The organism is Micromonospora sp. NPDC006766 (genome assembly GCF_040636055.1).
GTDB lineage: Bacteria > Actinomycetota > Actinomycetes > Mycobacteriales > Micromonosporaceae > Micromonospora.
The window spans coordinates 163844-185246 of sequence record NZ_JBEYIX010000003.1 but is presented as its reverse complement, the minus strand read 5'-3'; the positions used below and the strand labels follow the sequence as shown (position 1 = coordinate 185246).

At 70.3% G+C, this 21403-nt stretch carries 27 protein-coding genes; 13 read left to right on the top strand and 14 right to left on the bottom strand.

Annotated elements, in window-relative coordinates:
* Positions 1-16: 16 nt before the first annotated feature.
* Positions 17-439: a hypothetical protein gene (locus ABZ671_RS06485; protein ID WP_357852228.1), complete on the bottom strand. Its 423-nt coding sequence runs from the start codon at positions 437-439 to the stop codon at positions 17-19.
* Positions 436-945, bottom strand: coding sequence for a SigE family RNA polymerase sigma factor (locus ABZ671_RS06480; protein WP_357852225.1), 510 nt, complete (start codon positions 943-945; stop codon positions 436-438). The genes ABZ671_RS06485 and ABZ671_RS06480 overlap by 4 nt, the downstream gene beginning before the upstream one ends.
* Positions 946-1120: 175 nt before the next feature.
* On the opposite strand from ABZ671_RS06480, the gene ABZ671_RS06475 reads away from it, so the two are divergent.
* From ABZ671_RS06475 to ABZ671_RS06445, 7 genes are all read left to right on the top strand, one after another.
* Positions 1121-1564, top strand: coding sequence for a hypothetical protein (locus ABZ671_RS06475; protein WP_357852222.1), 444 nt, complete (start codon positions 1121-1123; stop codon positions 1562-1564).
* A 70-nt stretch (positions 1565-1634) separates the two neighbouring features.
* The gene (locus ABZ671_RS06470) at positions 1635-2381 is read left to right on the top strand and encodes a peptidase E (protein ID WP_357852601.1); all 747 of its coding nucleotides are present in this window, start codon (positions 1635-1637) and stop codon (positions 2379-2381) included.
* Between the two features lie 51 nt (positions 2382-2432).
* On the top strand, positions 2433-3518 hold the full coding sequence (gene ychF / locus ABZ671_RS06465; RefSeq protein WP_357852219.1) for a redox-regulated ATPase YchF: 1086 nt from the start codon (positions 2433-2435) through the stop codon (positions 3516-3518).
* Between the two features lie 193 nt (positions 3519-3711).
* The gene (locus ABZ671_RS06460; RefSeq protein ID WP_357852216.1) at positions 3712-5343 is read left to right on the top strand and encodes a hypothetical protein; all 1632 of its coding nucleotides are present in this window, start codon (positions 3712-3714) and stop codon (positions 5341-5343) included.
* A gap of 91 nt (positions 5344-5434) precedes the next feature.
* Positions 5435-5932: a SigE family RNA polymerase sigma factor gene (locus ABZ671_RS06455; protein WP_357852214.1), complete on the top strand. Its 498-nt coding sequence runs from the start codon at positions 5435-5437 to the stop codon at positions 5930-5932.
* A complete protein-coding gene (locus ABZ671_RS06450) occupies positions 5929-6972 on the top strand; it encodes a hypothetical protein (RefSeq protein WP_357852211.1) in 1044 nt (347 codons plus the stop codon). Before ABZ671_RS06455 ends, ABZ671_RS06450 begins: the two co-directional genes overlap by 4 nt.
* A gap of 42 nt (positions 6973-7014) precedes the next feature.
* Complete coding sequence (locus ABZ671_RS06445; RefSeq protein WP_357852208.1) at positions 7015-7803, top strand: alpha/beta hydrolase; 789 nt, start codon at positions 7015-7017, stop codon at positions 7801-7803.
* Here the strand turns inward: ABZ671_RS06445 and ABZ671_RS06440 are convergent.
* Entirely contained in the window at positions 7800-8018 is a 219-nt protein-coding gene (locus tag ABZ671_RS06440; RefSeq protein WP_357852205.1) for a hypothetical protein, read from the bottom strand. The two genes, ABZ671_RS06445 and ABZ671_RS06440, sit on opposite strands and share 4 nt — an antisense overlap.
* Positions 8019-8248: 230 nt before the next feature.
* On the opposite strand from ABZ671_RS06440, the gene ABZ671_RS06435 reads away from it, so the two are divergent.
* On the top strand, positions 8249-8662 hold the full coding sequence (locus tag ABZ671_RS06435; RefSeq protein ID WP_357852203.1) for a hypothetical protein: 414 nt from the start codon (positions 8249-8251) through the stop codon (positions 8660-8662).
* 216 nt (positions 8663-8878) lie between these two features.
* Here ABZ671_RS06435 and ABZ671_RS06430 read toward each other — a convergent pair whose 3' ends face one another.
* The 3 genes from ABZ671_RS06430 to ABZ671_RS06420 are packed head-to-tail and all read right to left on the bottom strand — an operon-like array spanning position 8879 to position 10370.
* On the bottom strand, positions 8879-9274 hold the full coding sequence (locus ABZ671_RS06430) for an arsenate reductase ArsC (RefSeq protein ID WP_357852200.1): 396 nt from the start codon (positions 9272-9274) through the stop codon (positions 8879-8881).
* Positions 9271-10002: an aquaporin gene (locus ABZ671_RS06425; RefSeq protein ID WP_357852197.1), complete on the bottom strand. Its 732-nt coding sequence runs from the start codon at positions 10000-10002 to the stop codon at positions 9271-9273. The genes ABZ671_RS06430 and ABZ671_RS06425 overlap by 4 nt, the downstream gene beginning before the upstream one ends.
* The gene (locus ABZ671_RS06420) at positions 9999-10370 is read right to left on the bottom strand and encodes a metalloregulator ArsR/SmtB family transcription factor (protein WP_357852194.1); all 372 of its coding nucleotides are present in this window, start codon (positions 10368-10370) and stop codon (positions 9999-10001) included. Before ABZ671_RS06420 ends, ABZ671_RS06425 begins: the two co-directional genes overlap by 4 nt.
* Before the next feature lie 79 nt (positions 10371-10449).
* Between ABZ671_RS06420 and ABZ671_RS06415 the strand changes: the two genes are divergently transcribed.
* Positions 10450-10851 (top strand): ArsI/CadI family heavy metal resistance metalloenzyme, encoded by a 402-nt coding sequence (locus ABZ671_RS06415; protein ID WP_357852191.1) that lies wholly within the window; start codon positions 10450-10452, stop codon positions 10849-10851.
* A 273-nt stretch (positions 10852-11124) separates the two neighbouring features.
* Here the strand turns inward: ABZ671_RS06415 and ABZ671_RS06410 are convergent, their stop codons facing one another.
* The 3 genes from ABZ671_RS06410 to ABZ671_RS06400 form a co-directional block, all read right to left on the bottom strand.
* Positions 11125-11505, bottom strand: coding sequence for a GntR family transcriptional regulator (locus ABZ671_RS06410; RefSeq protein ID WP_357852188.1), 381 nt, complete (start codon positions 11503-11505; stop codon positions 11125-11127).
* 79 nt (positions 11506-11584) lie between these two features.
* Positions 11585-12016, bottom strand: a complete 432-nt coding sequence (locus tag ABZ671_RS06405) for a GntR family transcriptional regulator (protein ID WP_357852185.1) — start codon at positions 12014-12016, stop codon at positions 11585-11587.
* 122 nt (positions 12017-12138) lie between these two features.
* Positions 12139-12555 (bottom strand): winged helix-turn-helix domain-containing protein, encoded by a 417-nt coding sequence (locus ABZ671_RS06400; RefSeq protein WP_357852182.1) that lies wholly within the window; start codon positions 12553-12555, stop codon positions 12139-12141.
* A 347-nt stretch (positions 12556-12902) separates the two neighbouring features.
* Between ABZ671_RS06400 and ABZ671_RS06395 the strand changes: the two genes are divergently transcribed.
* From ABZ671_RS06395 to ABZ671_RS06385, 3 genes are read left to right on the top strand one after another with little or no spacing between them, the layout of a single operon-like run.
* On the top strand, positions 12903-13130 hold the full coding sequence (locus ABZ671_RS06395) for a DivIVA domain-containing protein (RefSeq protein ID WP_357852598.1): 228 nt from the start codon (positions 12903-12905) through the stop codon (positions 13128-13130).
* On the top strand, positions 13130-13390 hold the full coding sequence (locus ABZ671_RS06390; protein WP_357852179.1) for a hypothetical protein: 261 nt from the start codon (positions 13130-13132) through the stop codon (positions 13388-13390). Before ABZ671_RS06395 ends, ABZ671_RS06390 begins: the two co-directional genes overlap by 1 nt.
* 11 nt (positions 13391-13401) lie before the next feature.
* Entirely contained in the window at positions 13402-15897 is a 2496-nt protein-coding gene (locus tag ABZ671_RS06385; protein WP_357852177.1) for a GNAT family N-acetyltransferase, read from the top strand.
* A gap of 15 nt (positions 15898-15912) precedes the next feature.
* Here the strand turns inward: ABZ671_RS06385 and ABZ671_RS06380 are convergent, their stop codons facing one another.
* From ABZ671_RS06380 to ABZ671_RS06370, 3 genes are all read right to left on the bottom strand, one after another.
* The gene (locus ABZ671_RS06380) at positions 15913-16617 is read right to left on the bottom strand and encodes an ElyC/SanA/YdcF family protein (RefSeq protein ID WP_357852174.1); all 705 of its coding nucleotides are present in this window, start codon (positions 16615-16617) and stop codon (positions 15913-15915) included.
* Between the two features lie 423 nt (positions 16618-17040).
* Positions 17041-17403, bottom strand: coding sequence for a PH domain-containing protein (locus ABZ671_RS06375; RefSeq protein WP_357852171.1), 363 nt, complete (start codon positions 17401-17403; stop codon positions 17041-17043).
* A 34-nt stretch (positions 17404-17437) separates the two neighbouring features.
* The gene (locus tag ABZ671_RS06370) at positions 17438-17746 is read right to left on the bottom strand and encodes a 4a-hydroxytetrahydrobiopterin dehydratase (protein ID WP_357852168.1); all 309 of its coding nucleotides are present in this window, start codon (positions 17744-17746) and stop codon (positions 17438-17440) included.
* A 184-nt stretch (positions 17747-17930) separates the two neighbouring features.
* Between ABZ671_RS06370 and ABZ671_RS06365 the strand changes: the two genes are divergently transcribed.
* Positions 17931-18365, top strand: coding sequence for a (deoxy)nucleoside triphosphate pyrophosphohydrolase (locus ABZ671_RS06365; RefSeq protein WP_357852165.1), 435 nt, complete (start codon positions 17931-17933; stop codon positions 18363-18365).
* A gap of 53 nt (positions 18366-18418) precedes the next feature.
* On the opposite strand, the gene ABZ671_RS06360 is transcribed toward ABZ671_RS06365, so the two are convergent.
* The gene (locus ABZ671_RS06360; RefSeq protein WP_357852162.1) at positions 18419-19486 is read right to left on the bottom strand and encodes a succinate dehydrogenase/fumarate reductase iron-sulfur subunit; all 1068 of its coding nucleotides are present in this window, start codon (positions 19484-19486) and stop codon (positions 18419-18421) included.
* On the bottom strand, positions 19486-21399 hold the full coding sequence (locus tag ABZ671_RS06355) for a fumarate reductase/succinate dehydrogenase flavoprotein subunit (protein WP_357852159.1): 1914 nt from the start codon (positions 21397-21399) through the stop codon (positions 19486-19488). The genes ABZ671_RS06360 and ABZ671_RS06355 overlap by 1 nt, the downstream gene beginning before the upstream one ends.
* Positions 21400-21403 lie beyond the last annotated feature (4 nt).

The window sequence follows — 21403 nt, the reverse complement described above, 5'->3', positions numbered from 1 at the left end:
GGCGCGCGTCGGAAGGTCAGCGGCGCGGGCTGGGGGAGAGGCTGGTGGTGGGCGGGGACGGCGTGGGGGATGGGCTGGCGTTGGGGGCGGACGGCGTGGGGGATGGGCTGGCGTTGGGGGCGGACGGCGTGGGGGATGGGCTGGCGTTGGGGGCGGACGGACTCGGGGAAAGGAGGGGGGTCGGGGATTTGGCCGGCGTGGTGGCCGCGGGCAAGCGCGGAGTAGCGGGCCTGGGCGCGTCCTCGCGGACCGCCGCGACGGCCAGCGGCGCGGCGACGAACACGGCGGCGATCGCCCCCGCCACGCTGAGCGCTGTGGTGGTGCGCCTGCGGGTTCGGGCCCGGCGTTCCGCCGGGATCAACTGGTTCTGCACAGGTGGTGCCTCCTCGGCCAGGTCGGAGAGGGTGGCGCGGATGAGATCCTCGAACGGCGTGCTCACAGCCGTACCTCCAGGAGTTCGACGTCCGGCAGGAGTTGCCGCAGCCGGCTCACCGCCCGGTGGGTACGGCTGCGTACCGTGCCGACGGTGCAGCCCAGCACCTCGGCCACCTGGGTCTCGGTGAGGTCCTCGTAGTAGCGCAGGACCACCACCGTGCGCTGGGCCGGCGGCAGCCGTCGCAGCGCCGCCCGCATCGCCAGGCGTACGTCGATGCCGGCGCTCAGGTCCGGCTGGACCGCCTCGTCGGCCCCGGTGAGCGTCGTCTCCCGCCGTCGACGCAGCCGTCGCCACCAGCTCACCTGCTCTCGGTACATGACCGCCCGCAGGTAGCCCTCCGGGTCGACGTGCCGCAGCGTCCGCCACTTCGGGATGGTCTTGGCCAGCGCCGACTGGAACAGGTCCTCGGCGGCGTACCGGTCGCCGGTGAGCAGGTACGCGACCCGCATCATCGCCGGCGTGCGGTTGGCCACGAACTCGGCCAGCCGGGCCCGGTCGTCCTCGTCCACGCACCCTCCCGCGCTTGTTTGTCACCTATTCAGACGCCCCAGGTCAGCCCAGCTATCCCTGACGCGGCAACGGATTCCGGCGCGAGAAGTGTCGGTAGTGGTCGGTACGGTCCCGCCGATCAACTCAAGAAAAGGTGCGGGGGATGGCGAGCGTGGCCGGGCGAGGTGCCCGCTGATGCGGTCGGGGCGGATGCGGCTGGACCGCGCGGTGATGCAGGGCTTGTACGACCGGATGCGGGTGGTGGCGCCGGCCGCGTACGGCGCGATCGAACGGGACCGGGCGGACGACCCGGGGCGCGCCTTCGCCGAGACCGCGTGCGGCCGGCTCGCCGGCTCGCTCGACCCGGCGGGGCTGCGGGCGCTCGGCATGTGGGCGCACCACTGGTGCATGCGCTTCTACGACGACGACACCCGGGTCGGCCTACGGTTGGTCCGCGAGATCGCCGGCCGGCGCGGGCTGGGCTGGACGCTCGACGAGGTGCGCTGGCTGCTCGACCAGTCGTACGCGGCCGGTCCCGCCGCCCCGCACCGGTTCACGCTGCCGCTCGCCGCCGCGGCCGAGTTGCCGCCGAGCGGGGGGTGCCGGGCTGCGGGGCGCCCGGCCGATGGCGCAGGATGACCGAAGATCGTTCTGCGCCACCCCGCAGGATGATCGGAGAATCACCAGGCCACTCGACCGGGAGGACGCCATGCCGGCCGCCGAACCGACCATCGTCGCCACCAGCACGGGCTTCCGCAGCCGCCGGCGCGGCCCGTGGGACGCGCAGCCCGGGCCGATCTTCGAGCTGATGGCCGAGCTGGCGGAGGCCGGCGACGCGCCGAAGATCTGCTACCTGAACCAGGCCGTCGGCGACCAGCCCACCTCGTACACCGTTTTCTACGGCGCGTTCGCCGGCACCCGATTCCGCCCGTCCCACCTGGCCCTGTTTCCGATGCCCAACGTCGAGGACATCCGGGCCCACCTGCTCGCCCAGGACATGATCTGGGTCGGCGGCGGCAGCGTCGCCAACCTCTGCGCGGTGTGGCGGGTGCACGGCCTGCCGGACATCCTGCACGAGTGCTGGCAGGCCGGCGTGGTGCTGGGTGGCGTCTCCGCCGGGTCGATCTGCTGGCACCTCGGCGGCGCCACCGACAGCTACGGCCCGACCCTGCGGCCGTTCACTGAAGGGCTGGGCTGGCTCCCGTACGGCAATGGGGTGCACTACGACGGTGAGGAGCAGCGCCGGCCGCTCATGCACAAGCTGGTGGGCGACGGCACGCTGCCGACCAGCCACTGCACGGACGACGGGGTGGGGCTGGTCTACCGGGGCACCCGGCTGGCCGAGGCGGTGGCGGACCAGGAGGGTGTCGCCGCGTACCAGGTGACGCGGGAGGCGGACGGCAGCGTGCGGGAGACCCGGATCGAACCCCGGCTGCTGACGGCTCAGGCCCGCTGAGTCGGGCCTGCCTGTCCGCGACGCGCGGCGAACGGCGTAAGCTGGCTCGTCGTGAGTCTCACCATCGGCATCGTCGGCCTGCCCAACGTCGGCAAGAGCACCCTGTTCAACGCGCTGACCAAGAACGACGTGCTCGCGGCGAACTACCCGTTCGCCACCATCGAGCCGAACGTCGGCGTGGTCGGGCTTCCCGACGAGCGGCTGGACAAGCTCGCCGAGATCTTCTCCTCGCAGAAGCTGCTGCCGGCGCCGGTCTCGTTCGTCGACATCGCCGGGCTGGTCCGGGGTGCCTCGAAGGGGCAGGGCCGGGGCAACGCGTTCCTGGCCAACATCCGCGACGCCTCGGCGATCTGCCAGGTGGTGCGCGCCTTCTCCGACCCGAACGTGGTGCACGTCGACGGCAAGGTCTCCCCGGCCGACGACATCGAGACGATCAACACCGAGCTGATCCTGGCCGACCTCCAGACCCTGGAGAAGGCGCTGCCCCGGCTGGAGAAGGAGGCCAAGCTCCGCAAGGACCGGGCCGCCGCCGTCGAGGCCGCGAAGAAGGCCGTCGAAGTCCTCGACAGCGGCACCACCCTGTACGCGGGCGCGGCCGCCGCCAAGATCGAGCTGGAGCACCTGCGCGAGCTGCACCTGCTCACCACCAAGCCGTTCCTCTACGTCTTCAACGTCGACGAGGCCGAGCTGGGCAACGCCGAGTTCCTCGACGAGCTGCGCGCCCTGGTCGCCCCCGCCGAGGCGATCTTCATGGACGCCAAGATCGAGTCCGAGCTGGTGGACCTGCCCGAGGAGGAGGCCCGTGAGCTGCTGGAGTCGATCGGGCAGTCCGAGCCGGGGTTGAACCAGCTCGTCCGGGTCGGCTTCCGCACTCTCGGGCTCCAGACGTACCTGACGGCCGGCCCCAAGGAGGCGCGGGCCTGGACGGTCCCGGTCGGCGCGACCGCGCCGGAGGCCGCCGGGGTCATCCACAGCGACTTCCAGCGCGGCTTCATCAAGGCCGAGGTGGTCTCCTACGCCGACCTGGTCGACGCCGGATCGATGGCGGCGGCGAAGGCTGCCGGCAAGGTCCGGATCGAAGGCAAGGAGTACGTCATGCAGGACGGCGACGTCGTGGAGTTCCGCTTCAACGTCTGACGTTATTGACGTCATGCGTTACGGAGATCGTGGGCTATCATCCCGCCGTTGCGAGCAGCCTGAGGCTGTCGTCGGCGCTGATCGACTCGGTGTGCGGCAAGATGTGGTCTCGTCCTCGAATTTGACCACCATGTGCCGCACAATGAGTTGATCAAGTATCGAGGCTCGCCCTCCATCGATAAGGATTCGTGGAATGGCCACCCTTCTTACCCGGGCCACGTCCAGCGTCGGCCCGTTTGTCCACTTTGGCCGCAGGGCGGTCACCAAGATTCTCGCGTCTGCTCTCGTGCCGGCCATTCTGGTCGGCGGCGGCACCCCTGCGCTTGCCGCGAGTGACACGCTCACCATCACCACCCTGGACCGGAACGGCAAGAAGGTCGCGGTCACGACGACCGTGGTCAACCTGGCCACCAACCAGAGCCGTTCGGTCAAGTCCGGTCAGGTCAAGAAGCTGCCGAAGGGCACGTACGCGGTCCTCGCCTCGATCGACACCGGCCTGGTGTCGACGCTCGGGGCCAGCGTCGTCAAGGTCTCCGGCGCCGCCAAGACCACCCTGGACGCGCGCAAGGGTCGCCGGGTCACCGTGGGCCTCAGCCCGGCCCCCGCCGGTGCCGGGCTCGAGACACAGACCACCGCTCAGGTCTGCACCGCCCACCAGACGGCGGTGGTGCGGGTCGAGGCCATCGATCTCGGCGACGGTGAGCTGTACGTGATTCCGAACTCGTCGAAGAAGCTGGCCTTCGCGGCGATGCGGGTCTGGACCAACCGCTCCGGCGAGGGCGATCGCCACGCGGTCATGTATTCCACCACCACCGGCATTCCGAGTTCGCCGTCGCGGACCTTCAGCCAGTCCTCACTTGCCACGGTCAACGTGGAGACCCGGCGCGGCCCGTCCGCGTCCACCAGCACCGGGCTGCGGGTGCAGCCGATCGACCGCTCCTGCGGTGACCGCATGTGGGGCGGTCTGCTCGACATCGACCGGCCGTATCGAACGAAGGTATTCCTGTCACCGGGCAAGTGGGACATCTTTACCACCAATTGGGCGGAAACCAAGTCCGGTTCCAGCTGGAATATCGGCGGCCTTTCCGCGCTGCGCCAGGTTGCTGCGGGTAAGTCGTACAACCTGCGGTTCAACCAGAGCGCGTGGGGCCCGGCCGTGGAGTTGCCGGTGGTGCTCAATGGCCGGCTTTCCTACTCGCTGAACGACATGTTCGCCGATCCCAACTTTCCCCGGCAGAGCGTCGAGGGCGGTGACAAGGCGACGGGGACCCTGACGTTCCGTGGCAAGACGGTCAAGACGGTCAAGGACCGGGGCTGGGAGCCCGGGGCGACGGTCCTCAGCTACAAGGTGAAGACGGCCGGCTGGTACACCCTCACCAACACGGCGAGCCGCTACTACCCGGAGATCACCTTCCCGGCCGGGATGCTGTCGCCGAGGACCAGCGTCACGTTCCGGTTCAAGGCGAAGCCGAAGACCTCGGTGACGGCACCCGTCTACGCCATCACCATGCAGCCCGCCGGCCTCAACCTCTACAACCAGGCGAAGCCGGGCAGCACCACGAACGTCCCGCTGAAGCTGAGCCGGCCCAAGGGTGCCCCGGACGCCAAGCTGGGCAAGAACCCGAAGGTGAAGACGATCACCGCCAAGGCCTCGTTCGACGACGGCCGGACGTGGCGGTCGGTGCCGGTCAAAAAGATCAACGGTACGTGGACCGCGCTGGTCGGCAACCCGCGGTCCGGCGCGGTCTCGCTGCGGGTCCGGGTCACCGACACCACCGGCGGCTACACCGACGTGACGATCATCCGGGCGTACGCGATCGGCTGAAATCTGCCGGATGGCGTGCCCCAGCGACGTGCAACCTTCTCGGGCCACAGGCGGTACTACCTGGTGACCGACTGGACGAGAGGGTGGGCACGTGATCACACCGGAGGGTTTCGACGACTTCGTCGTCACCCGGTCACCGCGGCTGTTGCGCACCGCGTATCTGCTCACCCGCGACTGGGTGTCGGCTGAGGACCTGCTGCAGACCGCGCTGGCGCGGGCCTGGGAGGCGTGGCGGCGCATCGACGGTGACCCGGAGCCATACGTACGGCGGATCATCGTCAACGCGTACGCGTCGTCGTGGCGGCGCCGGTGGCGGGGTGAGTTGCCCACGGCCGACCTGCCCGAGATCGTCGTCGAGGCCGACCCGCACGTCGGCCTCGACGACCGGGACCGCCTGTGGCGGGCGCTGGGCCGGCTGCCGCGCCGGCAGCGTGCCGTGCTCGTGCTTCGCTACTTCGAAGACCTTTCCGAGGTCGAGATCGCCGAGGTCCTCGGCTGTTCGGTCGGCACGGTCAAGAGCCAGGCCAGCCGGGCGCTGGCCAAGCTCCGCCTGGACGAGACGCTGACGCCGGAAGGGACGCTGCGGTGAACCTGATCGATCTGAAGCAGGTGCTCGACGAGCGCTCCGGCGACCCGGCCGAGCACGTCGTGCACCACCTGCGGCTGCAGGGCGTACGCGCCAAGGTCACCGCCCGCCGGCGCCGGCGTATCGCGTCCTGGACCGCCGGCGCGATCGTCGCCCTGGCCGGCGTCGCGGCGGCCGCCGTCGTGCCCGGGCTGCGCCCCGACGTCACCCCCACCCCGGCGGCCACGCCCTCGCCGGTACGCACGATCGAAGGCTTCCCGGAGTACGCCAACGGAGCGCGTGTCGTGGCCGCGAAGTCCGCCGCGCTGCCGCAGCAGCGCCTCGAGCTGACGATCGTGCCGACCACTCTCGATCTCGTCGTTTTCACCCGCTGCGACGGCACGGGAGAGAAAGTCACGCTTGAGGCAAAGGTGACCGTGAAGGGCCATGACTTCGTCGCGGGAGGCTGCGGTGGCACCTTCCAGCCCGGGGGCTGGTACGGGAGCGACGTCCCGGTCGGCAAGCCGGTCACCTTCGTCATGACGATCACCGGAGCGCAACGGTCCGATGACACGGGTGGTGGCCACGTGGCGATCCCGGAGACCGGCACGTTCGGGCTCGCGCTCGGTGAGCGGATGCCGTTCGACCAGTATCCGCTGCCACCCCGGCCGTCGGAATCGCTCGCCCCACTGCCCGAGGTGCTACCCGCCGGCTGCACCGAGGAGCTGTGCCCGGACGCCGTCATCATCAGATCCGACCCCGCCGACCCGACCCGCACCGTACGACGAACCTTGGCTTGGAAGACGATCGGCTCGGTCGACATGGTGGCCCAGACGCCCGGGCTCCTCCACCTGCGCGTCAACGGCCTTGATGTCACGACTGGCGAGTGGTGGGACTACGCGATGGGCGGCTACGGGATGTACGGCGACAAGGACGGTGACTGGAGTCGCCTCGGCCTCGGTCTGCACCCCGGCGACTCGGTGACGGTCGAGATCGTGCCCGAGCACATGACCGGAGCCTGGCAGGTCGTCTTCACGCCGGACCGAGCGGGTGGGGGCGAGTAGCGTGCGTACTGCCGCTGCGGATCCCAGAGAGGCTGACCGGTCATGACGGAAACCATCACGTCCAGGGACGGCACGACGCTCGTCGTCGACACGATCGGCCAGGGCGCGCCGGTGATCCTCGTCGGCGGCGCGTTCAACGACCGCTCGACCGTGGCCGGGCTCGGCGCCGAACTCGCGTCGGGGTTCACTGTGGTGACCTACGACCGGCGCGGTCGGGGTGGCAGCGATGACCGGAGCGAGGGCTACCGGGTCGCCAACGAGGTCGACGACCTGGCCGCGGTCATCGCGCACGTCGGCGGCCGGGCCGCGGTGTTCGGCCACTCCTCCGGCGCGGTGCTCGTGCTGGAGGGGGCGATGCACGCATTGCCGATCGACCGGGTCGCCGTCTACGAGCCCTCGTACCAGGCCGACGAGAGCCTGCCGAGGCCGCCGGCCGACGTCTACGACCGGCTCCGGGCGCTGGTCGCGGCCGGGGACCGCGACGGCGCGGTGGAGCTGTTCCTCTGTGGCGTGGTCGGCGTCCCGGCCGGGGCGGTCGCCGGGATGAAGGCCGACGAGACGTGGCCGTTCCTGCTCGACAAGGCGCCGAGCCTCCCGTACGACGTGCTGCTCAGCACGCCCTGGCAGCTGATGCCGTTCGACCGGATCGCCCGGATCGGCGTCCCGGTGCTGGCCGTCTACGGTGACCGGACCGCGCCGGGCCTGGCGGCGGCGACGAAGGCGGTCGCGGCGACCGTGCCGGGCGCGGTGCTGGAGGTGATGCCCGGGGAGGACCACGCGGTGTTGCAGCGGCCGACGGCCCTGGCGGCGATCCTGGCCAAATTCTTCTAAATGCGGGCCAGATCTGGGCCAGAATCGCGGCTCAGGCTGCCCGGCTCGTGCGGTGGCCGGGTCAGCACATGACTGATCGATGCCAGCAGCAGCCCGAAGCACAGGCCGCAGAAGGCCAACGAGAGATCGCTGTCGGCACCGTTGACCGCCGGGTTGCCGGCCAGGGAGGTCATCGCGCTGCCGACCGGTAGACCGACGAAGTAGAGCGCCATCATTGCCGGGAACAGTGCCGCGCCGCAGACGACCGCGACGGGAAGCAGGGATCAGGGCGACCTCCCGGGCGGCTACGACGGCGAGCGTCGCGGCGACCGGCATGCCGATCAGGCCGACAACGTTGTCGGCGGCGGCGAGCCAGGCGGCCAGCGCGGCCACCCCGACGAAGACGCCTATCCGCAGGGCACGGGCTGCGGTGAGCCGAACGGCGACGAACCCGATCATGGTAGCGATGAACATCACGACCAGCCCTGCCTTGAGCATCGCGAGCGCGTTCTCGACCTGGACCTGGTCCGGGTTCGTGACGGGCTCCTCCCAGGGGGTGGTGACCACCATCGTCGCAACCGCGAGTAGTGCGCCGACGGTAGCGAACAGGTGGCGGGCGAGCGCCGTTCCGCCCCGGCCCGTCGAGATCCGCACAGCGATGACGGCAGTCGCCGAGAACACGCCGATGCCGCCGACCGCGAGCCAGGCCGCGGTGGTGCCGCCGGCGACATCAATCCGGTCCAACCAGAGGTCCACGCCGAGCCAGCCGGTCGCCGCGACCGCGCCGGCGGCGACGCCGCGAGGGTTCGCCCTGCAGATCAGGATCACCCCGCCGATGGCCAGCAGGATCGCCAACTGGCGGATGTCCCGCGGCCAGTAGGTGTTGTTGCCAGCCAACTCCGGGTATTTCTCGCCGGTGACGATGTCGGTCCAGAAGCCTTCGGGCTGCATGATCGGCTGGTAGATCGCCAGGGCCGGCGCCCAGATCACCGCGCCAGTGACACCCGAGAGTGCGCCCACAATGAACTGCCAGTTTTTCCGCATGTCGCATCTTCTCGCCCGCCCGCCGCGCTGGGAAGTGCCAGTTGCCGGCACGTCACAGATCGGCGAGCAGGGCCGCCACCCGGGTCCTGATCTCGTCGCGGACCTGGCGTACGACGTCGAGCGGCTGCCCGGCGGGGTCGGTGAGCCGCCAGTCCTCGTACCGTTTACCGGGGAAGACCGGGCAGGCGTCGCCGCAGCCCATGGTGACGATGACGTTGCTGGCCTCGGCGGCGTCCCAGGTGAGGCGTACCGGGGTCTGGTCGGTGAGGTCGATGCCGACCTCGCGCATGGCCTCGACGGCGACCGGGTTGATCTGGTCGGCGGGTGCGCTTCCGGCGGAACGCACCTCGACGGTGTCCCCGGCGAGGTGGCGCAGCCAGCCGGCGGCCATCTGGGAACGGCCGGCATTGTGTACGCAGACGAACAGGACGCTCGGCTTCTCGCTCATCGGAGCGCGGTCTCCTCGATGGGGTGGGGCACGATGGCGGCATCGGTGGCGCGTCGGGCCTGCGGGTACCAGACGGCCAGCGCGGCGACGGCGACCAGGCCGCCGACCAACTGTGCGGCGACGAAGCCGGGTACGGACGCCGGGGCGATGCCGGCGAAGGTGTCGGTGAACGCCCGACCGATGGTGACCGCCGGGTTGGCGAACGAGGTGGACGAGGTGAACCAGTAGGCGGCGCCGATGTAGGCACCCACGGCGGCGGGCGCGGCGGTCGCCCGGTCGCTGCGGGCCAGCGCGAAGATCAGCACGACCAGGCCGGCGGTGGCGACGACCTCGGCCAGCCACAGGTTGCCCCCGGTACGGGCGGTGTGTGACCAGGACACGGCCGGCAGCCCGTACATGAGGGCGGCCAGCACCGCTCCGGCGACCGCCCCGGCGACCTGCGCCGCCGCGTAGCCGGCGAGTTCCCGCACGGTCAGGCCGGTCCCGGTACGGCGGCCCAGCCACCAGTCGACGGCGGAGACGACCGGGTTGAAGTGTGCGCCGGAGACCGGACCGAACGTCAGGATCAGCGCGCCCAGCGCGAGGGCGGTGGCGACCGCGTTCTCCAGCAGCTGCAGCCCGACGTCGCCGGGGGAGAGGCGGGCGGCGGCGATCCCGGAGCCGACCACGGCGGCGACCAGCAGCGCGGTGCCGGCGAACTCGGCGGACGCGCGCCGGGCCAGGCTCACGCGCAGGCCCCGGCGTCGGCCTTGGCGGCGGGTGCGGCGGAGATGTCCAGCAGCGCGCCGAGCTGGCGGAACGCCTCCGGCCTGACCCGGTACCAGACCCAGGTGCCGCGCCGCTCCGAGTCGACCAGGCCGGCCTCGCGCAGCACCTTGAGGTGGTGGGAGATGGTCGGCCCGGACAGGTCGAACGCCGAGGTCAGGTCACAGACGCAGATTTCGGGCACCGAGGCGATCATCGACATCAGCCGCAGCCGGACCGGGTCGCCGAGCGCCTTGAACATCGGCGCGACCAGCGCCGCCCGATCGGCGTCCAGGGCGCGGACGCCGATCGGGGTGCAGCAGGCGGCCGCTTGCAGGGCTTGTTTCGACACACCTCTAGCTTGACGGATTTCTAAACAGCGTGCAACAGTGGTGGCACCTGCTTCGATGAACATCGAGATAAGGGGAGTCATGTCCCGCGTCCAGCTCGCCTTGCGCGTCTCCGACCTCGAAGGCTCGGTGGCCTTCTACGCCAAGCTGTTCGGCGTCGAGCCGGCCAAGCGCCGCCCCGGCTACGCCAACTTCGCCATCGAGAACCCGCCCCTGAAGCTCGTCCTGCTGGAAGGCGAGCCCGACCAGCCCACCGTCATGGACCACCTTGGCGTCGAGGTGCCCAGCACCGACGAGGTCAACGCGGCCACCCGGCGACTCACCGACGCCGGCCTCGTCACCCTCGAGGAGAACGACACCGAGTGCTGCTACGCCCTCCAGGACAAGGTCTGGGTACGCGGCCCGGGCAACGAGCCGTGGGAGGTCTACACCGTCAAGGCCGACTCCGCCCAACTGGAGAGGGCACCCACCAACTGCTGCTGACCACCGACAACGCGTCCGGCGAGGACGTGGAGAAGCCCGGCGGTCACCCTTTCCTTCGATTACGGTGACCGCCCGGGCAGGCCTGATCTCGGACCGGCACGGTCGATTACCTTCGATCGGTGTCAGCTGAGCAAGACGACACGCCGAGGCGACGACAGCTGAGCTGCCACAGATCACGGGCCGGATCATCATGTTCAAGCCCCTGGCGACCAGCAGGGTGCCAACCGTCGCACACCTGACCGGGATGCCCTCGGCACTCCTGGTCAGCCGAGTTCACTCCGACCTGGGGCGGGTCAGCTCGACCTCGTCGCCCGGCAGGACTTCGACGCCGCCCTGGACATCGCGGACTTCGAGGACCGGTACGCCTTCGTCGAGGTTGAGCGATTGACGCTCGCGCCCGGTTGGCATACGGGCGATCACCGATCCGCCTGCAACCAGCTCAACCTTCCTACGCTGGGTGGCCTCGCGTACGTAGCTGCCGTGTCCGCGCACTGTGCGGACCAGTCCTTCCGAACGCAAGAGCGAGATGCCCATGCGGACCGCTTCGCGGCCGATCCCATACTCCTGCGTCAGTCGTGCCTCGCTCGGCAGTGCACTGCCGGGTTCCAGGTCGCCGGCTTCGATCCGCTGCCGTAGCAACTCGGCCAGTTGCACATAGACCGGTGTGTGCGAGCGCAGGTTGATAGCCAGAGTGGAGCCTACGAGTTCATCGCCACAAGGCGCATGCATGTCATCACTCTTCGTGGCCGGTGGGCGAAAGCGGTGGGATCAGTTCGACCTCGTCACCTGCGAGGACGTCAACCTTGCCGTCGGGGCTGCGAACCTCCAGCACCGGCACGCCTTCGTCGAGCTGCATCCTGCGGCGCTCATCGCTCGTGGGCATCCGCGCGATTACCGAACTACCGACGGCCAGCTCGACCTGTCGGCGCTGTGGCACTTCGCGGACCCGGGTGCCGAACGGTCGGGCGGTGGTGACGAGGCCCTCCGATCGAAGCAGTGCGACCGCCATGCGAACAGCGTCGCGGCCGATCCCGTGCTCCTGGCTCAACCGCATCTCGCTGCCGACGGCAGCACCCGGAGAGAGTTCCCCCGACTCGATCTGCTCCCGGATCAGGTTGGCGAGCTGCATGTAGACCGGCATGTGGGAGCGCGGATCGATGGTCACACCACACAACTCCTTGGTCCATAGGTGACAATCAGGATTTTGTGTCCCTGAGCCCGATCTCTATAGCAACGATCAAGCCGACGCGCCAACGATCGGGATCGGACGCCACGGTTGGCCGGAGATCACTCCGACTTGGGATGGATTAACTCGACCGCGTCGCCCGGTAGAACCCTAACGCCGCCCTCGGCGTCGTGGACTTCGAGGACCGGCACGCCCTCGTCGATGTCGAGGGAGCGGCGCTCGTCGCTGGTCGGCATTCGGGCGATCACCGAGGCGCCTGGCAGCAGCTCGACCCGCTGCCGCTCCGGTCGGTGACGCACCGTTGTGCTCTGGCCCCGGCTGGTGCTGACCAATCCCTCGTAGCGCAGGACCCAGATGGCCTCGCGTACAGCGTCCCTGCCGATCCCGTATTCCTGGCTCAGTCGCGCTTCGCTACCGATTGGCGCACCGGGTGGTAGCTCGCCGGACTCGATCCGGGCTCGAAGCAGGTCGGCGAGCTGCACATAGACGGGGGTGTGCGATCGCGGATCGATGGTCATGCCTCCAGCGTTGACGCCTCATGGGCAAGTGATCCTTTGGCCGAATGGCCTTGTAGCCATAAGGCATTAAGGGTTAGGGTGGCAGCCACAGCAGGTGATCAGGCGATGACAGCCGCGCTATCACTCGTCGGTGAGCTGGCTCTGGTGGCCGTACTGCCGGGTGGGGCTGCGGTGGCAGGGCCGGGGTGGGCCGCCCGTTCGCGGCGGGCGGGTGGACCACCCCTTCCAAGGGAAACCCCAGCGGAAAGGTGGGACAGGTCGTGCGCTTCTTCCGGCTTACCCGTCGGCATGAAGAAAGCAAGCAGAACAGCAAGCCGGGCTACTACCGGTCGGCGGCCTGTCCGCCGCTGCGCCCCTGGCAGGTGCGGGAGCGGCGGTTCCGGCCGAGCCGGTTCGGCCGGCGCGGGCTCGACCCGCAGGAGGTGCACGAGTTCCTCGACCGGGTGGCCGACGACCTGGCCGCCGTCTACGACGCGCTGGGCACCAGCCGGCAGGAGACGGCGCGGATCAAGGACGCGCTGCGCGGCTGGCAGTCCGAGCAGGCGCAGCGCGCCAACGCGGGGGCGCGATACTGATGCCGCCCGACCGGCAGCGTTTCGTCATCCATCTTCCGGTGCTCGCCGGGGACCTGGTCGGTGCCGTACGCCTGGCCCGGGTGGTGGCCCGCTGGGCGAGGCTGCTCGCCACGGCCGACCCGGGCGAGACCACCGTCTCCGCCGAGGACAACCAGGGCGTACGCCATCGGGTCTTCTGCGATCTGCCGCTGCCCAACGGCCGGCGCTGCCTACTCGGGGCCGACCACGACGGGCCGTGCGCGCGGCGGTTGGTCCGGTGACCGGGCCGGCGGTGATCACGTGTACCACCTGCGCGGGGCTGGGGTTCCTGCTGGAGCCCTGCTACTGCGCCGACGGCGGCAACCGGCTGCTGGTGGACGGGGTCGACGACGTGGGCGAGGCGTACCGGGACTGCCGGCTCTGCGCCGGGGCCGGGACGGTGACGCAGGCCTGCGTCGACTGCGGGCGGCGCGAGCGGTGCCGGGCACAGCTCGTGCTCACCGTGGTCAACGTCGACACCGGCGTGACCGCCTCGCGCAGTGTGGTGCCGGGCAGCGTCGAGTCGACCCGGGACGCCCGGGGCCGGTGGTGCCTGGCGTTGGCGCCGCTGCTGCGCGAGCTGACCGACGCCGTCGGCGCGACCGGTCTGATCGAGCGGCGCCGGCCGTGGGAGGTGAGCCAGCAGACGCTGGGGCTCGGCCCGCGCTGGCGGCCCGGCCTGCCGGCCGAGCAACGGTACGCGTTGGAGGCCGAGGCGATCGCCCGCCACCGGCACCGGCCGTGGTGGGTGCTGCTCGGCCGGTCGATGCTGCTGCCGCCCGACGAGCCGGACGAGGCGTTGGGCCGGCTCTGCGCCCTGGCGGACCTGCTCTGCCTGGACCTGGTGGTCGAGGCGCGGCGGCAACCCTGGCGCGATCCGACCTGGCAGGTCCGCTTCGAGGTGCCCGGCGGCGAGGTGCCGGCAGAGGCGACCGGCCACCCGGACCTGCGCCTGGCGCTCGCCACCACCAGCATCGACAATGCCCTGCTCGGGCTCGACGAGCGCGGGCGGACGGCACCCGCGTACGCCCTGCGACCGGTGCGGGCGACGGCGGCCCAGCCGGTCGTCGACCTGGACCGGCTCGGCCGGCGGATCGACGCCGACCTGACCCGCGCGCCGGCCGCGCAGGCGATCTGGCGCGACGGCCGCTGGTGGCACACCCGCCTGGTGCCCGGCGGGCAGACCGTCGTGCTGCGCGAACGGGAGACCGGGCAGGTAGCCCGCCGCCGGCTGACGGTGCTGCTGCGGGCGGCGGAACCGCCCGCGCCCTCCTGGCAGAGCGAGCCGATCGACCATGACACCTGTCCCGACTGCGTCCCCGGCAGCCGGCTGGTCCGTTGTGACTGCGTCGTGGCTGACCGGTCGCCCGACCCGGCCTGTCGCCACTGCTCAGGGGCGGGGTTCACGCCGTCGGTCTTCCCCTGCCCCCGCTGCCAGGGCAGTAGGCGTCTGCACACCACCCTGATGGTGACCGTCACCGACCTGCGGGACCGGGTCCACCACGAACTCTGGCGACCCGCGTCGAGCGGGCCCGCGGCCGAGTCGAGGCACTGGCTCGCCGGGCGCTACCGGCTCGCGGACCGGGCGGCCCAGCTCGGCGTACGCCCTCAAGACCTCACCGAGGCCGACGGCGGCAAGCCGGTCGCCGTCGAGCTGCGCGAGGGTCTGCTGTACGGCGACGAGCGCGACCCGGAGCGGGAGTTCGTCACCCGGGCCGCCGCCGGTCGGCCCGGCGCACGCCTGATCGTGGTCGCCGCGCGGCCCGACGTCCCGCCGCTGGCGGACCTGGTCCGGCTCGCGGTCGGGCTGTCCCTGTGCCTGGCGGTCACTGTGCGCGCCCACGGCCCGGCCGAGCTGGGCAGGTGCTCGTGGGGCGTCCAGCTTGTGCCCTGCGGAACCCCGCCGGATCGGCTCGACGGGCCGTGCCGGCCCTCCGTGGAGGCGGCGGTCGCGTTCTGCCTGCGGTTTTTGGACAACGCGGTGCTGGCCGCCGTGCCGGTGGACCCGGACGTGCCGATCCCCGTCCCGCAGTCGCCGGTCGAGCTGCCGCTCGCCGACCCGGTGCCGGTGCTCGTCCAACTCGGCGAGCGCTATGCCGGCACCCCGGTGGCCGTCGAGTTCAGCCGGGGCGGCTGCCGGATCCAGGTACGCGGGCAGGACGGCTGGGTGCCCGTCGCCCAGGCGTCCACTCTCGCCGACGCGGCCCAAGGCCGGCTGAGGTGGCCCGTCGGCCCGGCACCGGGGCAGCCTGGCGGGCCGGAACGGCCTACCGTTACGCGAATGACGCTCAGACTGGAACCGATGACCGACGAGCAGTACCGCCGGTATCGAGACGACGCCGAGGTGTCCTACGCCCAGCACATCGCGGAATCCGGCATGCTGCCGCCGGCGGAGGCGCGGCAGAAGGCGCGGGACGACTACGCGCGGCTCCTGCCCGACGGGCTCGCCACCGAGGGCCATCACCTGTGGACCGCGTACGACGGTGACGTCGAGGTGGGAATGTTCTGGCTGAACGTCGAACGGAAATCGGACGGGCCGCATGCGTTCGTGTACGACTTCGAGGTGCGCCCCGAGCTGCGGCGCAAGGGCTACGGGCGCGCGATCATGGAAGCGGCCGAGGCGCGGTGCCGAGAGTGGGGCATCGTCGGCATCGGTCTGAACGTGTTCGCCGCCAACGTCGGCGCCCGGGCGCTGTACGAGCAGATGGGCTTCGAGGCAGCCACGGTGCAGATGCGCAAGCGCTTGTAGGCGATCCGGTCGCCGTCAACCGGCGCGGAGGGCTTCCTCGACGCCGGGCTCCTGACGGCCGAGGTGCACCGGGTCGCGGCCGGACACCACGTCCACCACCGCCTTCACACAGGCGCCGTACTCGCGGGTCGAGCTGATCCGCCACTTCACGGCGTACCGTCCCCGGACGGAGTCGTCGCCCACGCCGTTGGCCTCGATCCCCAGGTGCCGGCAGAGCGAGACGGCGCGGGGCAGGTGAAAGGACTGGGTCACCACCGTGAGACGGTCCACCCCGAAGATCTGCTTGGCCCGCACGCACGAGTCGTACGTGTCGAATCCGGCGTAGTCGAGCACCACCTTGCCCGACGGCACACCCCGGTCTACCAGCCAGCGGCGCATCGCCTCGGGCTCGTTGTAGTCGGCGTGCATGTTGTCGCCGGACACCAGGATCACGCGGACCTTGCCGGCGTCGAACAGGCGCTGGGCGAGCTGCAGCCGGGCGGTGAGGAACGGCGCCGGCTTGCCGTCCGCCTCCACTTTCGTGCCCAGCACCAGAGCGACCGGCGCCTCCGGCACACTGGCCTCGTCGAAGATGTGGCCCTCGGCGCCGCCGCGGATCCACGCCACGCTGGCCGCGCTCACCACGGCGGCCAGCGCCGCGCCGACGGCGACGCCGACCAGTGCCCGTCGCACCCGACGGACGGTCCACCACTGCTTGACGACCGCGAACCATTTCAGCATGGGAATGAGTGTCTCAGGCAGGCGCATCTGTGGGTTGACCCGTCACGCGGCTGGCGCTCTGTCGTTAACTGAGGGTGATGTCGGCCTGCGGAGATCCGCTGTCACCCAACGTGACGGCGTTGGATCTGCCCTCGTTTGGTGCCCCGGACGCATCGGCTGCTTGAACAGCGGAAACCTGTGGGGCGATTTCCGCACGGTGACCTCGCCTCTCCGCCTTTGCTCTGCAGCCAGCTGCGCAACAGGAAACCGTGCGTGACTGTTGCGTATATGGCTGCAGAGCAAAGTTACCCGCGACCCTTCGGGGCGCGGTAGGAGATTTGTACAGACAGTGATGGCGACTCGCTGCAGCTGACGCCACGGCTGGTGGGCGTCAGCGGCGGGACGCGTCCGTGGGCCAGCGCGTCCAGCGGTGGCCGGAGAGGGTCAGGAAATGTGGTGCAGGATCAGGTTGTGCACGTGGTGGCTCTTCTGGGCGCCGCGGAACTCGACCTCGTAGGTCTGCGCGCCGACGTGGATCGCGATCGCACCGGTGGAAAAGTACGCGCCGCCCCACGACTTGTTGCTGACCACGCTGACGCTGGTGATCTTCGAGTACGGGATGCTGGTGATGGCGTACCGCTTGCCGATGAAGGAGCGGTCCTGAATGATCACCCGCCGGTCGGTCAGGCCGATGAACCCGGTGCCGGTGCCGATCGCGTCGTAGACGGCGATGATCTGCTCGCCGGCCAGGAGCCCGCTCTGGATCTGCTGGAACTGGTCTTTGCGGTCATACGTGGGGGTGGTCATGCCCTACGACGGTAGGCGGGGCGTGCCAGGCGGATCAGGGCTGAGTGACGGCCCGGACCGCGTCCTCGATGCGGGCGGCCAGCAGGACCGCACCCTCGGTCAGCGGGTCGCCGTCGCCGTGACCCACCCGGATCTGCGTACGGTCGGCGCTGCGGCTGATCTCGGGGCGCAGGTGCAGCGCGTCGGCCACCACCTTGACCCGCTCGGTCAACGCGGCGTGCTGGGTGTCGTCGAGGGCGATCGTGCGGTGGATCTGCTCACCTTCGCGGGTCCACCCCGTCAGCAGGGCGAGGGCATCGCTCAGATAGTCGTGCTTTGCCCGGCCGCTGAACAGTGCGCGCATTACCGCACCTCCGAGGCGTCGTTGCCGGCTCGTGGCCAAATCGTCGCTGTCCCGTGTCCTGGTTGACGGCCTCTAGTGTGTCGTCGTGCGGATGGTGTGTCCACGCCCACACTTCCGTGTTCTGCTGTCCTGACGGCGGTATCAGCTACCCAAACCGCCGATTGATCTGGCACCCTGGACGCCCGTGCGGACCGAACGGGCGAGCGGTAGTGGGCAGGCCGACCGGCGTGAGCTGAAGGTGGTCGTCGGCGCTGCCATCATCGTGGACGGCCGGGTGCTGGCGTGCGCCCGATCCGCGCCACCAGAGGTAGCCGGCCGCTGGGAGTTCCCAGGTGGCAAGGTCGAGCCGGGAGAGAGCGAGAACGCCGCGCTGGTCCGCGAGTGCGCCGAGGAACTCGGCGTACGGGTGGAGATCGGTGCCCGGGTCGGCCGGGACGTTCGGATGGCCCACGGCCGGTCCGTTCTCCGGGTCTACCTGGCCCGCCTCCTCCACGGCGACCAGCCGCAGGCGCTGGAGCACTCCGAGTTGCGCTGGCTTTCCGCCGCCGAACTCGACAGCGTGCCCTGGCTGCCCGCCGACGTGCCGATCGTCGCCGCCCTACGCCCCCTGCTGCCGTAACGGGACGGGGGCCGGCGGCGTGTGCCGCGGCCCCCGTCGTCGTCCGTGCCGGCTCAGTGCTTCGGCTCGTCCTGCTGCGGGTGAGCGAAGTTGAGGTGCTGCGGCGGCAGCGGGAACCGGACGTCGTCGCCGAACGGTGACGGCGCGGCGGCCTTGTCGAAGGTCAACTCGGTCAGCGGCAGCCGACCGTTGGCGTCGACAGCGGGTGCCGTCGGGTGCGGCACCTCGCGGTGCCAGTTGACGCCCGCCTGTGCCTGCGCCTCGGACCGCGCGTCGTGCGAGCCACCGGCGTGCGAGTGCATTTCCAGCGGGTCACCCGCCGTCGCGGCGTCACTGTGATGACCGCTGGTCACGCTGGTCTGAGGCACCTGACCCCTCCGGAAGATCTTGCTACCAAGCCACACAAGGGGATCGTACCTGCGGTCGACGACCCGTTCCTTCATGGGGATGATCCCGTTGTCGGTGATCTTGATGTGCTCGGGGCAGACCTCGGTGCAGCACTTGGTGATGTTGCAGAAGCCGAGTCCCATCTCGGCCTGCGCGTACTCCTTGCGGTCGGTCTTCGCGTCGAGCGGGTGCATGTCCAGTTCGGCCGCCCGGATGAAGAACCGGGGACCGGAGAACGCCGGCTTGTTCTCCTCGTGGTCGCGGATCACGTGGCAGACGTTCTGGCACAGGAAGCACTCGATGCACTTGCGGAACTCCTGCGAGCGCTCGACGTCCACCTGCTGCATGCGGTACTCGCCGGGGGCCACGCCGGCCGGCGGTGCGAACGCCGGGGTCTCCCGGGCCTTCTCGTAGTTGAACGAGACGTCGGTGACCAGGTCCCGGATGACCGGGAACGTCCGCAGCGGGGTGACCGTGACGGTCTCGTCCTCCTCGAACGTCGACATCCGGGTCATGCAGCTCAGCCGCGGCTTGCCGTTGATCTCCATGGAGCAGGAACCGCACTTGCCGGCCTTGCAGTTCCACCGGCAGGCCAGGTCCGGCGCGTCGGTGGCCTGGAGCCGGTGGATCACGTCGAGGACGACCTCGCCCTCGTTGACCTCGACCGTGTAGTCCTGCAGGTCGCCGCCGGTCTCGTCGCCCCGCCAGATGCGGAACTGCCTCTTGGTCCCCATTACTTGCTCGCCTCCTCAGCGAGGGCGTCGAACTCGGCGAGTTCCTCGTCGGTCAGGTACTTGGCCAGCTCCGCCCGGTCGAAGAGGGCGATCAGTTCCGGGCGCAGCTTCGGCAGCGGCTTGTGCGTCAGGCGGACCGCGTCGCCGTCCAGCGAGCAGACCAGGTTGACCCGCCGCCACTTCGCGTCCATCTTCGGGAAGTCCTCCCGGGTGTGCCCGCCGCGCGACTCCTGCCGCTCCAGCGCGGCCTTCGCGGTGCACTCCGAGACCACCAGCATGTTGCGCAGGTCCAGCGCCAGATGCCAGCCCGGGTTGTAGCGCCGGCCGCCGGACGCGCTCACCTTGGCCACCCGTTCCCGCAGCTCCGCCAGTCTGCGCAACGCGTCGACCAGCTCGCCCTCCCGGCGGATGATCCCGACCAGATCCCCCATCACCGCCTGCAGGTCCTGCTGGAGGACGTACGGGCTCTCGCCGGTGTCCCGCTGCAGCGGCGCGAGCGCCGTCTCCACCGCGGCCTCCACCGCCGGCAGCGACACCGTCGGGCGGGTGGTGAGCTGGTCGGCGTACGAGGCGGCGTGGCCGCCCGCCCGCTTACCGAAGACCAACAGGTCCGACAGCGAGTTGCCGCCGAGCCGGTTGGAGCCGTGCATACCACCGGAGACCTCACCGGCGGCGAAGAGCCCGCGTACGGTGCCCGCCGCCGCCCCGGAGTCCGGGTCCACCTCGACGCCGCCCATCACGTAGTGGCAGGTCGGGCCGACCTCCATCGGCTCCTTGGTGATGTCGACGTCGGCCAGCTCCTTGAACTGGTGGTACATCGACGGCAGGCGGCGGCGGATCTCCTCGGCCGACTTGCGGGAGGCGATGTCCAGGTAGACGCCGCCGGCCGGCGTACCCCGACCGGCCTTGACCTCGCTGTTGATCGCGCGGGCGACCTCGTCGCGGGGGAGCAGCTCGGGCGGACGCCGGTTGTTGTCCGGGTCGGTGTACCAGCGGTCCGCCTCCGCCTCGTTGTCGGCGTACTGCTTGCGGAACACGTCCGGCACGTAGTCGAACATGAACCGCTTGCCCTCGGAGTTCTTCAGCACCCCGCCGTCGCCGCGGACCGACTCGGTGACCAGGATGCCCTTCACCGAGGGCGGCCATACCATGCCGGTCGGGTGGAACTGGAGGAACTCCATGTTGATCAGCGTCGCCCCGGCGCGCAGTGCCAGCGCGTGACCGTCCCCGGTGTACTCCCAGGAGTTCGAGGTGACCTTGTACGAGCGACCCACGCCACCGGTCGCGAGGACCACCGCCGGCGCCTCGAGGAGGATGAACTCGCCGGACTCCCGGTAGTAGCCGAACGCGCCGGCGATCCGGTCGCCGTCGAGCAGCAGCTCGGTGATGGTGGTCTCGGCGAAGACCTTGATCCGCGCCTCGTAGTTGCCGAACTCCCGCTTGTCCTCCTGCTGCAGGGAGACGATCTTCTGCTGGAGGGTACGGATCAGCTCCAGCCCCGTCCGGTCGCCGACGTGCGCCAGCCGCGGGTACTCGTGGCCGCCGAAGTTCCGCTGGGAGATCTTCCCGTCCTTCGTACGGTCGAACAACGCGCCGTACGTCTCCAGCTCCCAGATCCGCTGCGGCGACTCCTTCGCGTGCAGCTCGGCCATCCGGAAGTTGTTGAGGAACTTGCCGCCGCGCATGGTGTCGCGGAAGTGCACCTGCCAGTTGTCCCGGGAGTTCACGTTCCCCATGGCGGCCGCGGCGCCGCCCTCGGCCATCACGGTGTGCGCCTTGCCGAACAGCGACTTCGAGATGATCGCGGTCTTCTTGCCGGCCAGTCGGGCCTCGATCGCCGCGCGCAGGCCGGCGCCGCCGGCCCCGATCACGACGACGTCGTAGTGGTGTCGTTCGATTCGCGTCTCAGTCATGTCC

Bases quoted from the DNA above. Each gene is read 5' to 3' on its own strand.
- ABZ671_RS06475 (WP_357852222.1), top strand. From the start codon at position 1,121: ATGCGGTCGGGGCGGATGCGGCTGGACCGCGCGGTGATGCAGGGCTTG.
- ABZ671_RS06470 (WP_357852601.1), top strand. From the start codon at position 1,635: ATGCCGGCCGCCGAACCGACCATCGTCGCCACCAGCACGGGCTTCCGC.
- ABZ671_RS06460 (WP_357852216.1), top strand. From the start codon at position 3,712: ATGGCCACCCTTCTTACCCGGGCCACGTCCAGCGTCGGCCCGTTTGTC.
- ABZ671_RS06445 (WP_357852208.1), top strand. From the start codon at position 7,015: ATGACGGAAACCATCACGTCCAGGGACGGCACGACGCTCGTCGTCGAC.
- ABZ671_RS06440 (WP_357852205.1), bottom strand. From the start codon at position 8,018: ATGATGGCGCTCTACTTCGTCGGTCTACCGGTCGGCAGCGCGATGACC.
- ABZ671_RS06435 (WP_357852203.1), top strand. From the start codon at position 8,249: ATGAACATCACGACCAGCCCTGCCTTGAGCATCGCGAGCGCGTTCTCG.
- ABZ671_RS06430 (WP_357852200.1), bottom strand. From the start codon at position 9,274: ATGAGCGAGAAGCCGAGCGTCCTGTTCGTCTGCGTACACAATGCCGGC.
- ABZ671_RS06415 (WP_357852191.1), top strand. From the start codon at position 10,450: ATGTCCCGCGTCCAGCTCGCCTTGCGCGTCTCCGACCTCGAAGGCTCG.
- ABZ671_RS06400 (WP_357852182.1), bottom strand. From the start codon at position 12,555: ATGACCATCGATCCGCGATCGCACACCCCCGTCTATGTGCAGCTCGCC.
- ABZ671_RS06390 (WP_357852179.1), top strand. From the start codon at position 13,130: ATGCCGCCCGACCGGCAGCGTTTCGTCATCCATCTTCCGGTGCTCGCC.
- ABZ671_RS06380 (WP_357852174.1), bottom strand. From the start codon at position 16,617: ATGCTGAAATGGTTCGCGGTCGTCAAGCAGTGGTGGACCGTCCGTCGG.
- ABZ671_RS06375 (WP_357852171.1), bottom strand. From the start codon at position 17,403: ATGACCACCCCCACGTATGACCGCAAAGACCAGTTCCAGCAGATCCAG.
- ABZ671_RS06370 (WP_357852168.1), bottom strand. From the start codon at position 17,746: ATGCGCGCACTGTTCAGCGGCCGGGCAAAGCACGACTATCTGAGCGAT.
- ABZ671_RS06360 (WP_357852162.1), bottom strand. From the start codon at position 19,486: ATGGGGACCAAGAGGCAGTTCCGCATCTGGCGGGGCGACGAGACCGGC.
- ABZ671_RS06355 (WP_357852159.1), bottom strand. From the start codon at position 21,399: ATGACTGAGACGCGAATCGAACGACACCACTACGACGTCGTCGTGATC.